The following is a 12,614-nucleotide window of genomic DNA, read 5'->3' as shown; positions in this document are numbered from 1 at the left end:
TCAAGATTTAATTAGAGCTTATCATTAATATAGTTACCTTATATAATATATACGAAATGAGGCATATTTTGAAAAAAAATAATCAAATCACATCTGAAAAAGATGTAATTATCACTATAAAACGGCTAGGAATCAACGGTGAAGGTATCGGATACTATAAGAAAAAAATAATCTTTATTCCGAATGCTTTACCAGGAGAAGTAGTTGTAGCTAAAATCACCGAAACTTTTCCAAAATATTTAGAGGGTGAATTAATCAGAATCAAAGAAAAATCACCTCATCGAGTTGCATTTCCTAAAAATGTCAATCCAGAAACTGGTGGATTAGAATTAGCCCACCTTGATTATGACAGTCAATTATTATTTAAAAAAGAATTGATTAAAGACAGCTTATTAAAATTTCATCCACGTAATTATCAGAAAATAAAAGTCAAAAATACCATTCCTGCACCCAAGCAATGGTATTATCGTAACAAGGCTCAATACCAAATTGAAAGTATTAAAAATAAAATTTCATTAGGAATGTATGCTCCAAAGAGCCAAAAAATAATTGACTTACCAATCATGCCTACCCAGTCAAAAAATACACAAAAGATAGAGTTTGCTATCAAAAAATTGATTGAAAAAATGCACATTGCAATCGCTGATAGTCGATATAAAAAAGATGGTCTTAAGACTGTAGTTGTTCGTCAATCTCATGCTACAGATGAAATTCAAGTAACATTAGTTACTATCGGTAAGAATATTAAGAATTTAGATAAGTTGGCAGAAAAAATCATTGAACTAGAAAATGTGGTATCTGTATTTCAAAATGAAAGCCAATGGAATAACCCATTAGTTTGGGGTAATAAAACAACTAAGCTGATAGGGAAAAATTATATTACCGAACAGATATTAAATAAGAAATTTATTCTCTCACCTCGAGCATTTTTCCAGCTAAATCCTGAGCAAACTGAAGTACTCTACTCAACAGCATTAAACTATCTCGAACTAAATGCTAATTCTATTCTTGTTGATGCGTACGCTGGTGTAGGAACATTAGGTATTTTAGCTAGTGAAAAAGTCAAACAAGTAATTGGTATTGAATCCATTCCTGAAGCAATAGCAGATGCACAATTTAATTGTCGTTTAAACAATGTAAAAAATGCTGAATACATCAATGGTAGCGTAGAGAAAATCTTACCACAAATGCAAAAAGATGGTATCGCTATAGATGCTTTAATTGTAGACCCACCGCGTACTGGACTAAACAAGCAATTAGTTAAGACGCTTTTAACTTGCAAGCCTAAAGACTTTGTTTATATTTCATGTAATCCATCGACTTTAGCACGTGATTTAGTCCTATTAAGCCAAGCATATGATGTTCGTTTAATACAGCCAGTAGATATGATGCCGCAAACACCTCGCTGGGAAGGAATTGCAAAATTAGTGTTACGTAAATAGACATTTGATATAATTAAAACTCTTTTTCACTATGATAAAGAGTTTTTTTATATATAAAAAAACAAGTTGTTATACACAACTTGCTAAAAAAAGGCACGGAAGGAAAATACCTTCTAAATATTATGTCATTCATTTAATAAGAGAATCTGTCAAAAAACACTATAATTCGAAGATTAAAACTATGGGTAACATTCCTTCCAATTAAATTATAGTCAGTTATTAAAGCGTTTTCAACGCCTAACTTAAACATATTTATTTAAAAATTGAGCTATTTTATTTTTATATATTTTGGGATGCTTGGGGAATGATTCAGCATGAGCCGCATTTTTAGTTACCCACAATTCTTTAGGTCCTCTACATGCTCGATAATTTTTATATACCATGTACATTGGAACGAATTTGTCTTTTTCACCATGAATAAATAAAAATGGCCTATGATTTTTTTCAAGCTGTTTGATACAATTTCCTTCGCTTAAAAAATAACCATACTTAATCTTGACACTAAGACTAAGTAACTTAACGATTGGCACCTCAACCATCGAAGGCAATTTATACAATTTATTAGCTTCGTAATTTAATTCATCCTCAATACTTGTATATCCACAATCTTCAATAATAGCTTTAACTTGCGTTGGTAACTTTTCGCCACTAGTCATCATTGCAGTTGCTGCTCCCATACTTAATCCAAAAATAACAATTTTACTATTGCTACCTTGCTTTTTAATAATATATTGCGACCATTTTTTGACATCATTACGCTCAGGCCAACCATATCCAATAAAATGGCCTTGACTAGCTCCATGACTACGAGCATCTGGCAAAAGGACATTATAACCTAATTGATGAAATAAAGCTGCATATTGCCCCATTTTATCTTTATTACCCATATAACCATGTAAAATCACAACTGTCTTGAAGCTTTTTGAAGAAGCAGGCAAATAATTTGCAACTAATCGTAATTTATTATCAGCAGATTTTATTGAATATTGTTGCTTTTTTGAATTTAAATACCACAATTTTTCTTTATATAAAGGGTCGCTCTTGCTTAAAGCTTTATGCTTTTTTAAAAAGCTCTTATGCCCTGGTACAAAAGCTACTTGATAAAAATAATATCCAGCTCCTAAATATAATGTAAAGAACATTGTTATAATAGTAATTAACCAAATATAACATTTTTTTCGATGTTTTTTTTGCATAAACTTTCTCCTAATACTTGTTAGTTATCATTAAATATTATATCTATCATTAAATACTATTCATATGCTATACGGAGGTTTTTTTCTATGAAATTAGTCAATTTGCTGCAATTAATGCAAGATGTTGATTCAAATTATCAAATTTATTTTCATGAAGATACCCATCCAAACAATTATCCTATCAGCAAAATTATCTTCTCACAGAACAAGTGTATATTAACATCCCTATCAATTAATCCACGTACTATCTACCAACTACTAACTATCTGCTGCCAAATAAAACATAAAAATGTTAATGTATACTTTGCTATCAATAATCATGAATATTCCATCTTCGGGATGCAAATTCAACCTGATAAGAAACAAATAATTTTAAAATAAAAACATAGAAGTTTGATCATCCATGCTTCTATGTTTTTTTACTTTGATTTAGATAATTTAGCGGCTAACTTGATAATATATTGTTTTAATTCTTCGCTGGTTTCTGGATGTGTTAAGCCATATTCAATCGAAGTTTCCAAATATCCTTCTTTATTGCCGACGTCATGACGCTCACCAGTAAACACATGAGCAAATACACGTTGCGTCTTATTCATAGTATCAATAGCATCAGTTAGCTGAATTTCTCCACCTCGTCCAGGCTTTTGGCTAGCTAAAATCTCAAATATTTCGGGAGTAAGTAGATATCTACCAATAATTGCTAAGTCACTTGGTGCTTCATCTAAACTCGGTTTTTCAACAAATGTCTTAACATTATATAGATTTGGTTCAATTTCATCATCAGGTGCAATTACACCATATTTAGAAACCTCTTCATGAGGTACCTTCATTACAGCAATAGTTGAAGCGTGCGTCCTATTATAACAATTAATTAATTGTTGAGTTAAAGGAACTGTATCAGACATTAAGTCATCTCCCAGCATAACTACAAAAGGCTCATTAACAACAAAGCTGCGAGCTCTATATATAGCATCACCTAACCCAGCTGGATGCGGTTGTCTGGTGAAATAAATATTTACTCCTAATCTAGTAATAGATTGGGTAAGTTCTAGTAAAGAATCTTTGTGCTTAGCTTTCAGCTCTGCTTCTAATTCAGGGTTAGAATCAAAATGATCCTCAATAGGTCTCTTAGATTTACCTGTAACTATCAAAATATCTTCAATACCTGATTTTTTTGCCTCTTCAACAATAAATTGAATTGTAGGTTTATCAACAATTGGCAACATTTCTTTAGGCATAGCTTTGGTTGCAGGCAAAAATCTAGTTCCCAATCCTGCTGCTGGTATAACAGCTTTTCTTACTTTCATTAATAAATCCTCCTAAACAATAAGACCTCCAGAATATTATTATCGATTTGCTTTGGATGTGCAACTCTTCAGATAATCTGTAATGGGTCTAAGCTTATATTGAGCATTACCATACTTAATATAACTAATTGTCGCATTTAAGCATACGCCAATTAAAAACAAGATAGCAGCTAAATTCAACCACATTAAAAAAATGATGAAAGTGCCAATTATTCCATAATTTTCCCATCTGATGCCGAACTCATGCAAATACAATCCGAAAAAGTATGATAGCCCACACCAACATATGGTAGTAAAAATTGTTCCTGGAAATGTAATTCTAGACTTCATACTAATATTAGGTATTGTGTAATTAATATATGTGTTAAACAAAATAGTCATTAAAATAATTAATGGCCAGCGATAATGTAATAATTGATTGAGCCATTCAACTGAAAAATTTAGCGTAACACCTAAAAAATTCATAATTTGATTACCAAAAGCTACCACAAAAATCGCCAATAAAAAAATATATATCATAAAAATTGATAACAACAACATCAATGTACGTGTTACGAAATAATACCACCAAGGGCATGTTTTTTCCTGTTCATAAACACCATAAATCTTATTCATAGCTATTCTAATTGAATTAACTAGTCCTGAAAATGACCATAGAGCAAAAATAATACCCAAAGAAATAGATCCATTAGATTGTTGATGCAAAAGACTTTTAACTATTGGCAAAATAAATTGTGCTATTTGTTCAGGAAAAATAACGTTCAAATAAGTTGCAATCGATGAAGTATTGATTTGTAATAATGGCAACATATTACCTACAATCATTATTACAGGAAAAATACTAAATAAAATATAATATGCAATAATAATAGATGTTTGTCCAATTTCACCACGCGTCATAATCTGTGTCAAAATCAACATAAAATGACTACAACTATGTTTTATACTACCTTTTTTCATCTATTACTCTTCATCAAAATGGGGTAAATATTTTTCAAATCCATCATATGGTTTTTGTAATGTTAAAATTTTAGGGCCATCAGCAGTAATCGCAAAAGTATGTTCAAATTGTGCAGCCTTAGAACCATCAGGAGTAGCATAATAAACCCAATCGTCATTAGGATCTTCAACTGTCTTTTGTAAGATACGCCAATCTCCGCCAGCTTCAACCATCGGCTCGACAGTAATGGTCATTCCTTCTCTCAAACGTAATCCATGCCCAGCTTTACCAAAATGAGGTACTTCTGGATCTTCATGGATAGTAGGTTGAATGCCATGACCAACTAGCTCTCTAACATCACCAAAATGGTTATCATCTTCAACATACTTTTGAATAACAGAACCTATATCACCAATTCTATTACCAACTATAGCTTGATCAATACCTAAATACATAGCCCTTTTAGTCACATCTAATAAGCGTTGATCCTCTGCCGAGATCTTACCTACTGGATATGTAGTACATGAATCTGTTTCATATCCATCAACATTACAAGTTACATCTACACTAACTAGATCACCCTCATTTAAAATCTTATCTTTTCGCGGAGTGGCGTGAGCTATCTCATCATTTACACTAATACAAGTTCCATATTTATATCCTTCAAAGCCTTGTTCAGATAATCTACCACCATGACTTTTAACATATTTTTGAGCAAATTTTTCAATCTCCCATGTGGAAATACCTGGTTTAATTACCTCACGTAATTCCTCAAATAATGAGGCTAACAAACGACCTGATTTTTGCATTCCTTTTAATTCTCTTTTAGACTTGATTGTAATCAAAATTTATTCTCCTTATATTGAATGTTATAATCATTTTAATTATAAAGCTTTTTACAAAGTTTTTCTCTATATATTAATTATTTAATCTAGTATAATTAATAAAGATGATAATCTTAAAGGAGATACTTTTCAATGAAAGCACAAATTGTTTTTGCAAGTATGACAGGCAATAACGAAGATATGGCAGAAATTTTATCCGAAGAGTTAACAACATTGGGATTTGATGTTACGAATACTGACGTCAGTTTTGCAGATGCTACTTCTTACCTAGATGCAGATTTATGTATTATGGTCACCTATACATATGGTGAAGGAATTTTTACAGATGAATTAGATGATTTCTATGAGCAACTTATCCAACTCGATTTATCTGGTAAAAAATTTGCCGTCATGGGATCTGGTGATAAAATCTATAAAGAACATTACTGCGAAAATGTAGATGACTTTAAAAAAGCATTTGAAAAATGTGGGGCAACACAGGCTGCTAACCCCGTTAAAATTGAAAATGCTGTTGACGATCATGATGTAATTTTAATTGAAAATGCAGCTAAAGAAATGCTCGCTGCTTTTAAAAAATAAAAAAATTGGCATAATCGGGACAATCCGAATATGTCAATTTTTTTATCTATAAAATCAAGAAGGCACTATTTAAAATCAGAAGGCTTGCAATATAGATTAGGTTCAAAATATGATGCTATTGCTTCAATAATTCTATCTGATGCACAACCATCACCATATGGATTATTAGCATTAGCCATTTGCTCATATGCTTGCTTATTTTCCAATAAAGTAATCATTTCTTTACGAACCACATCTACATCAGTTCCCACTAATTTTAATGTACCTGCAGCTACTCCTTCAGGTCGTTCAGTAGTATCTCTTAACACTAACACCGGTTTACCTAAAGATGGAGCTTCTTCTTGTACGCCTCCAGAATCTGTCATGATGAAATAAGATCTTTTAGCTAAATTATGGAAATCAACTACGTCCAATGGAGCTATTAAATGAATCCTAGGATCTCCTGCTAAAACTTCATTAGCAACCGCTTGAACACGTGGAGATAAATGCACTGGATAAATAATTTCAACATCATTATGTGAATCAACCACCTGCTTCATCACTTTAAATACACGTCGCATCGGTTCACCTTGATTTTCACGACGATGCATAGTAACCAAAATTATTTTATTACCAGCTTTGATTTTATCTAACACTTCATGATGATAATCTTTTTGAACTGTCTGTTTAAGGGCATCTATTGCTGTATTACCTGTAATATAAATATTATCAGAATTATGATTCTCCTTTAACAAATTCTGCTTGCTCAAAGACGTTGGTGCAAAATATAAATCGGTTAAATCATCTGTCATCTGACGATTCATTTCTTCAGGATATGGTGAATATTTATTCCAAGTTCTTAAACCAGCTTCAACATGCCCTAATTTTTTTTGTTCATAAAAGGTAGCTAACCCAGCAGCAAAACTAGTAGTCGTATCGCCATGAACTAAAACTATATCAGGTTGTTCATCTTGTATAACTTTAGATAAATCCAACATAACTTTTGAGGTAATTTCACCTAAAGTTTGATTTTTATGCATAATATTAAAATCATAATCAGGCTTAATATCAAAAATTTCTAATACTTGATCCAACATCTCACGATGCTGAGCCGTAACAACAGTAACTTCATCAAACCTTTCATCAGCTTTTAATTTTAATACTAATGGTGCCATCTTTATAGCTTCTGGTCTTGTACCAAAAACAGTCATTACTTTAATCTGCTTCATAATTACCTCCACAATCAATACTACTATACCTTAATTTTATTTAATTTTGAACAAGAAATATTGTAAAGATTGTGTTTTAATTATATTAACAACATTGCTAAGGAGAAATGATATGATTTATTTAATTTATCTGACAGGTATTTTGATTGTTATAGCTAGTGTGTGTCTAGTTATTAGCATGGATAAAAAGAAAAATGCAAATTTGCGTAAAAAAATGTTATTTGTTGCTATCATTTGCCAACTACTTATTTTTACGTTTATTTTCATTATGCTCAACACAGCTTTTAAATAAACTTTCTCTTGTACTACTCATAGATTTTTTTATATAATAGACTATGGTTTCGGTTCGGTAGTTCAGCTGGATAGAACGATAGTCTCCTAAACTGTAGATGTGAGTTCGAGTCTCACCCGAATCATTATACAAAAAGCAGGATTTATTTATCCTGCTTTTTTGCGTGATATCCTTTATTTTTCTGCTTTTTCCATCTATTTTTCTTTTTGCCCTTTTTCTTAGTTTCTGACATCGAAACCACTTTTTTATCTTTGGCTTTTTGCAGGGGCTTTTCTGTCACTAGCTGATAACCCTTAAAGTATACTTGCTTAACTTCTACTGGTGCTATCATTTTCTTTAATTTACGAAAATCGTGATCATCACCTAAGTTAACAACATAACCCGCATTATTCATCCGCCCAGTTCTACCACTACGATGTAAATAAGTATTTGCATCGTCTGGTATCTCAAAATTAACAACATAAGTTACTTCAGATAAATCTAACCCTCTTGCAATTAAATCAGTTACAAAAAGCAAATTCACTTTGCCTTTTTGAAAAGAAGTCAGTATATTTTTTTGTACTGTCTTATCCATTTCATTATTCAAAATAGCAAATCGCATTTTAGTATGTGCAACTATTCTAGCAAAACGCATTTGGCTTTCATTAGAACTGAAAAAAATTAAGCCTTTAAATTTATCTAGTTTAGTCAATCTTTGCAAAAATTGAATCTTATATTCATTAGATACTTGTAAGAAATAATGTTTAACTGCCAATTTTTGTTCAGAACGTACATCAATTAGGAAAAATGACCGTTCAAAAATTGTTTCACAATTTTTAGTGATCGATGACTCTGAAGCACCAAATAATACAATTTGAGCATCCGAGGACAAATTCTGCCCCAAAGCTGATAGCAAATCTAACTTAGCAAATTCTAAAATATCATCAGCTTCATCAATTACTAATGCCTTAATGTCCTGATAATTAATTTTTTTGGCAGAGATGAAATCAAATAATCTTCCTGGTGTAGCAATTAAAATACTTGGTTTTTCTTTTTTTAACTGTTCCATTTGCCGATTTCGATTACCTGCTCCAACAAGAGCTATAGATTTTAAGCCCAAGGCTTTAACATACGGTAACAAAACATTTTTAGTCTGCACTGCCAACTCACTTGTCGGCTCTAAAATAACAGCAAGACCGCCAATTTCTCTAGCACGTTCTAAAATAGGCAATCCATAAGCTAAGGTCTTACCTGTCCCCGTTTTAGCCAATCCTACAATACTTTCACCGTTTTTCAAAGCATCATATGTTCGCTCTTGAATTAATGTCGGTCTAGCTTTTTTTTCGTCGTTTAAAACTTCTCTTATCTCTTTTAAATACATTACATTCCACTTAAACATCAAAAACAGCACTTAGCATTTACTAAGTACTGTCAAATTACTATCAATCTTTATATTACTTGGTATATTTTGCTATAATTTCTGGCTTTAATACACCAACAAATGGCAAATTACGATACCGTCCAGCTAAATCAAGACCATAGCCTACTACGAATTCATTTTCAACAATAGATCCATAATATTCTACATCAACATCATCTACACGTCGCTCGGTTTTATTCAATAAAGCACAACACTTAACACTATTAGCACCTCGACTTGCCAATAAATCTTTCATATACTTCATTGTATGACCAGTATCGACAATGTCTTCAACAATCAAGACATCTCTGCCCTTGACGTCTGTCTGTACGTCAACATCCAATCTAACTTTGCCACTAGATTCCATAGAATCTCCATAACTAGAAACATCCATAAAATCCATTTGCAAAGGTACATCCATTTCTCTAACCAAATCAGTTAAGAAAAATACTGCACCTTTTAGTGCACCGATAACTAACAAATCCTTGCCAGCATATTCTTTAGTCAATTCCTTGCCCAATCGTTTACACATCAATTTAATATCTTCTTCAGTAAACAATCTTCTATCAATAATACTAGAAATATTGTCGCAATTAGCCATTTCTTATCCCCATTCATTTAATCCTTTGACATAATGTGATTATAACATTTTATCAGTATTAATATCACATAAATTTGACAAAAAGGGCAATATTATTCGTTAATTGGCGTATCTTTAACTATTTTTTCAACTTCAAACCATCGCATAAAACCTTGTTCTATTGCCACCAATTTGAATTTAAAGCCTTCTAATTCAACAAATTCACCTGCATTCAAATCCGGATATTGCTCCATAAAATAACCACCCACGGTAATAATATCATTATCCTGAAATGCTTTTAATTTAGTATGGAAGTAACGTTCAAAATCATAAAGAGTAGTTTTTCCCGAAACACGAATAATACCTGTTTCATCTTTGACAATGTATTCATCAGCAACATCATCAATTTCATCCTTAATACTACCAAAAAGTTCTTCATAAATATCCTTGTCTGTGACGATACCTGACGTTCCTCCATATTCATCAACCACTAAAACAATTGGTGTATGCTTTTTGATTAACAATTTTAAAATATCTTGAATTTTCATAGATTCAGGTACAGTAATAATTGCTCTAATTAAACGACTAATTGGAACATCACTATCATCTATACTTTGCTTAACTAAATCATAAGAGTATACATAACCAACAACATCATCTTTGTCATTATCACGTACAACAGGAAAACGGCTATAACCTTCTTCCAAATACATATGTAATGCCTGCTTAACGTTATCTTTAACATCTAAAACTTCAACTCTAGTTCTATCGGTCATGATATCTTTAGCATCTTTATCATTAAGTTCAAATGCTCGCTCCATGTAAAGTAAGTCATCTTGATCAAGTGATCCACCAGTTACAGCCTTTTGAGATAAACGCAAAATTTCAGATTGCGAATAAACCTCTTTCTCTTCACCAGCAGTATGTAATCCCATTAATTTTAAAAATAAATCAGCAGAATGATTTAAAAGCCAAACGAATGGATACACGATTATATGAAACATAACTAACGGATTGACAATAGCCATTAAGCATTTAACTGGCATATCTATAGCAACATTTTTTGGTACTATCTCAGTAATAACAACTTCCAAATAAGTCAGCAAAATTACACCAACGGTTGCTCCTAAAATAGCATTAGTTTTTCCGCCAAACAAGTTAGCCATACCAAATAACTTAGTCAATCCTTTTTCAATAGTGCTTTGTCCAACCCAACCAAGAATGACTCCTACCAAAGTAGTACCCACCTGAGTAGTAGATAAATATTCATTAAGATTTTTTACCATATGCAAAGCACGGTGTAATTTCTTAATATTTCCTTGCTTATTAGCAATAAGATCCTCTAATTGACTAGAACGTGTTTGCACCAACGCAAACTCTGACACTACGAAAAAAATAGCTATCAAAAAAGCTATACCAATGACTATTAAATTAGCAGTTATACTAGTTATTGACACAAATTCTCACCTTTTTAATCAAATACATAAAATAGTAATCTATTATCATTTACATGAATCTGTTATCCAATGTCCAACCAATCCTGGTCGATCATAATTATTAATTACTTTTTGCGGTGCTTTAGTATTCCATAATTTGGCTGGTATTTCTAACTTATCTCTAAAATAATTTGGCAATTTTAAAAATCCAATTTTACTAAATCCAGCTGATCGCATATCAAATCGATAACCAGTCATATATGCAACATTACCATTTACTTTTCGACAAATATCTTTGCCAAACTTCAGTTTTTGATTGTGCATTTTTATATAAACATAGCCATCGTCTTTACCCAAGTATGTAATTGGTTCTTTTACTTGAGTAGCCTTATATACTGATTTTATGGCTAATGGTGTACTAGGATCAGAAATGTATCTAAGTGTATCAACGTCATCATAAGCATAATATCGTTTAGAAAATAATTGAAAACTATACGTTCTCGTCATTGCACTGACATAATGTGATTCCTTAAAATACTCTTTTGCACTTTGATTATGCACATAAACAACCGCTGCCAAGATAAGTCCTAAACAAACATTGATTATAAACAATGTAATAGTAATCTTATTTTTTATGCAACTAATTGGTAACAATCCTACAAAAATAAAACAAGCTCCAAAAGCCAAAAATATAGTTGGTGATATAAAATTATACCAATTATCAAAATAAGCCCACTGAGCAGGCGATACTAACAAATCTAACATTTTCTATTCTTTTTCCTTCTTTTGATCAATCTTACTACGTAATATTTTATCGTCCTTAACGGTATTAATAAATAAGTTAATCGTAACTATCAAGCCACCAACACATAAAATTATACATCCTACAGGATACAATACCTTAATATCATATAGAACATATTTTACCATTAACCAACATACTATTCCTATAATCATCAAAACAAGTCCTAGTAACATTCCCTTTTGTTTCATACAACATTACCACCTTAACAATAACATATAAATTATATGATATTTCTGTTTATACAAAAAAACAATTATATTCATTGATAATACCAAACAAAAAAGCCGGTAATTTTAATTTACCGACTTTTCGTTTAATAAGTTATATTATTTATCCTTTTTCTTTTTACGATCAACAATTCCTAACAATCCACTAAGCCCTATAATCAATAATCCTAAAACAGAATTTTCTTTTTCACCTGTTTGAGGTAGGCGTTTAGTAATTTTGGAATTAGTTTTCTTTTCAGTTGCGGATAAATCTTTTTGCTTATTGGCAGTTGATGATTCAGTTACTTCATTGTTTAAATCAGAAGTATTATTCATTAAATCGTTACCAATAGTATTGTTATTAGAAATATTATCTATT

15 protein-coding genes and 1 tRNA gene are annotated in these 12,614 nt (G+C 31.4%); 5 read left to right on the top strand and 11 right to left on the bottom strand.

Annotated features, from left to right (window positions below):
• Positions 1–56: 56 nt before the first annotated feature.
• On the top strand, positions 57–1,442 hold the full coding sequence (gene rlmD / locus HMPREF0520_RS05080; protein WP_006729832.1) for a 23S rRNA (uracil(1939)-C(5))-methyltransferase RlmD: 1,386 nt from the start codon (positions 57–59) through the stop codon (positions 1,440–1,442).
• A 242-nt stretch (positions 1,443–1,684) separates the two neighbouring features.
• Here rlmD and HMPREF0520_RS05075 read toward each other — a convergent pair whose 3' ends face one another.
• Entirely contained in the window at positions 1,685–2,638 is a 954-nt protein-coding gene (locus tag HMPREF0520_RS05075) for an alpha/beta hydrolase (RefSeq protein ID WP_006729831.1), read from the bottom strand.
• An 87-nt stretch (positions 2,639–2,725) separates the two neighbouring features.
• Here HMPREF0520_RS05075 and HMPREF0520_RS06380 point away from each other — a divergent pair, with 87 nt between their 5' ends.
• Complete coding sequence (locus tag HMPREF0520_RS06380; protein WP_006736954.1) at positions 2,726–3,019, top strand: hypothetical protein; 294 nt, start codon at positions 2,726–2,728, stop codon at positions 3,017–3,019.
• 38 nt (positions 3,020–3,057) lie between these two features.
• Here HMPREF0520_RS06380 and galU read toward each other — a convergent pair whose 3' ends face one another.
• Genes galU through map form a run of 3 tightly spaced genes read right to left on the bottom strand, consistent with a single transcriptional unit; the run spans position 3,058 to position 5,730 of the window.
• Positions 3,058–3,945: a UTP--glucose-1-phosphate uridylyltransferase GalU gene (gene galU, locus HMPREF0520_RS05065; protein WP_006729830.1), complete on the bottom strand. Its 888-nt coding sequence runs from the start codon at positions 3,943–3,945 to the stop codon at positions 3,058–3,060.
• Positions 3,946–3,984: 39 nt separating this feature from the next.
• On the bottom strand, positions 3,985–4,905 hold the full coding sequence (locus HMPREF0520_RS05060; RefSeq protein WP_006729829.1) for a YihY/virulence factor BrkB family protein: 921 nt from the start codon (positions 4,903–4,905) through the stop codon (positions 3,985–3,987).
• Between the two features lie 3 nt (positions 4,906–4,908).
• Positions 4,909–5,730 carry a type I methionyl aminopeptidase gene (gene map, locus HMPREF0520_RS05055; protein ID WP_006729828.1) on the bottom strand — a complete coding sequence of 274 codons (822 nt, stop codon included), beginning with the start codon at positions 5,728–5,730 and terminating at the stop codon, positions 4,909–4,911.
• Positions 5,731–5,862: 132 nt separating this feature from the next.
• On the opposite strand from map, the gene HMPREF0520_RS05050 reads away from it, so the two are divergent.
• Entirely contained in the window at positions 5,863–6,309 is a 447-nt protein-coding gene (locus tag HMPREF0520_RS05050) for a flavodoxin (protein WP_006729827.1), read from the top strand.
• 65 nt (positions 6,310–6,374) lie between these two features.
• Here the strand turns inward: HMPREF0520_RS05050 and wecB are convergent, their stop codons facing one another.
• Complete coding sequence (gene wecB, locus HMPREF0520_RS05045) at positions 6,375–7,517, bottom strand: non-hydrolyzing UDP-N-acetylglucosamine 2-epimerase (protein WP_006729826.1); 1,143 nt, start codon at positions 7,515–7,517, stop codon at positions 6,375–6,377.
• Between the two features lie 112 nt (positions 7,518–7,629).
• Between wecB and HMPREF0520_RS05040 the strand changes: the two genes are divergently transcribed.
• A complete protein-coding gene (locus HMPREF0520_RS05040) occupies positions 7,630–7,809 on the top strand; it encodes a hypothetical protein (protein WP_006729825.1) in 180 nt (59 codons plus the stop codon).
• 51 nt (positions 7,810–7,860) lie between these two features.
• Positions 7,861–7,933, top strand: a tRNA-Arg gene (locus HMPREF0520_RS05035).
• An 18-nt stretch (positions 7,934–7,951) separates the two neighbouring features.
• On the opposite strand, the gene HMPREF0520_RS05030 is transcribed toward HMPREF0520_RS05035, so the two are convergent.
• The 6 genes from HMPREF0520_RS05030 to HMPREF0520_RS05005 all read right to left on the bottom strand — a co-directional run.
• Positions 7,952–9,169: a DEAD/DEAH box helicase gene (locus tag HMPREF0520_RS05030; RefSeq protein WP_006736220.1), complete on the bottom strand. Its 1,218-nt coding sequence runs from the start codon at positions 9,167–9,169 to the stop codon at positions 7,952–7,954.
• Between the two features lie 73 nt (positions 9,170–9,242).
• Positions 9,243–9,809, bottom strand: coding sequence for a hypoxanthine phosphoribosyltransferase (gene hpt / locus HMPREF0520_RS05025; RefSeq protein WP_006729823.1), 567 nt, complete (start codon positions 9,807–9,809; stop codon positions 9,243–9,245).
• Between the two features lie 92 nt (positions 9,810–9,901).
• Positions 9,902–11,245 (bottom strand): hemolysin family protein, encoded by a 1,344-nt coding sequence (locus tag HMPREF0520_RS05020; protein WP_006729822.1) that lies wholly within the window; start codon positions 11,243–11,245, stop codon positions 9,902–9,904.
• Between the two features lie 45 nt (positions 11,246–11,290).
• Positions 11,291–11,989 (bottom strand): hypothetical protein, encoded by a 699-nt coding sequence (locus HMPREF0520_RS05015; RefSeq protein ID WP_006729821.1) that lies wholly within the window; start codon positions 11,987–11,989, stop codon positions 11,291–11,293.
• Positions 11,990–11,992: 3 nt separating this feature from the next.
• A complete protein-coding gene (locus tag HMPREF0520_RS05010; protein ID WP_006729820.1) occupies positions 11,993–12,217 on the bottom strand; it encodes a hypothetical protein in 225 nt (74 codons plus the stop codon).
• A gap of 138 nt (positions 12,218–12,355) precedes the next feature.
• On the bottom strand, positions 12,356–12,614 hold a 259-nt coding region (locus HMPREF0520_RS05005), incomplete at its 5' end, for an LPXTG cell wall anchor domain-containing protein (protein WP_428829113.1).

Source organism: Lactobacillus iners DSM 13335 (assembly GCF_000160875.1).
Taxonomy (GTDB): domain Bacteria; phylum Bacillota; class Bacilli; order Lactobacillales; family Lactobacillaceae; genus Lactobacillus; species Lactobacillus iners.
This window is presented reverse-complemented; position numbering and strand designations above follow the sequence as displayed.

Coding starts and splice junctions, on each gene's coding strand:
- rlmD (WP_006729832.1), top strand. CDS start 57: ATGAGGCATATTTTGAAAAAAAATAATCAAATCACATCTGAAAAAGAT.
- HMPREF0520_RS05075 (WP_006729831.1), bottom strand. CDS start 2,638: ATGCAAAAAAAACATCGAAAAAAATGTTATATTTGGTTAATTACTATT.
- HMPREF0520_RS06380 (WP_006736954.1), top strand. CDS start 2,726: ATGAAATTAGTCAATTTGCTGCAATTAATGCAAGATGTTGATTCAAAT.
- galU (WP_006729830.1), bottom strand. CDS start 3,945: ATGAAAGTAAGAAAAGCTGTTATACCAGCAGCAGGATTGGGAACTAGA.
- HMPREF0520_RS05060 (WP_006729829.1), bottom strand. CDS start 4,905: ATGAAAAAAGGTAGTATAAAACATAGTTGTAGTCATTTTATGTTGATT.
- HMPREF0520_RS05050 (WP_006729827.1), top strand. CDS start 5,863: ATGAAAGCACAAATTGTTTTTGCAAGTATGACAGGCAATAACGAAGAT.
- wecB (WP_006729826.1), bottom strand. CDS start 7,517: ATGAAGCAGATTAAAGTAATGACTGTTTTTGGTACAAGACCAGAAGCT.
- HMPREF0520_RS05040 (WP_006729825.1), top strand. CDS start 7,630: ATGATTTATTTAATTTATCTGACAGGTATTTTGATTGTTATAGCTAGT.
- HMPREF0520_RS05030 (WP_006736220.1), bottom strand. CDS start 9,169: ATGTATTTAAAAGAGATAAGAGAAGTTTTAAACGACGAAAAAAAAGCT.
- hpt (WP_006729823.1), bottom strand. CDS start 9,809: ATGGCTAATTGCGACAATATTTCTAGTATTATTGATAGAAGATTGTTT.
- HMPREF0520_RS05015 (WP_006729821.1), bottom strand. CDS start 11,989: ATGTTAGATTTGTTAGTATCGCCTGCTCAGTGGGCTTATTTTGATAAT.
- HMPREF0520_RS05010 (WP_006729820.1), bottom strand. CDS start 12,217: ATGAAACAAAAGGGAATGTTACTAGGACTTGTTTTGATGATTATAGGA.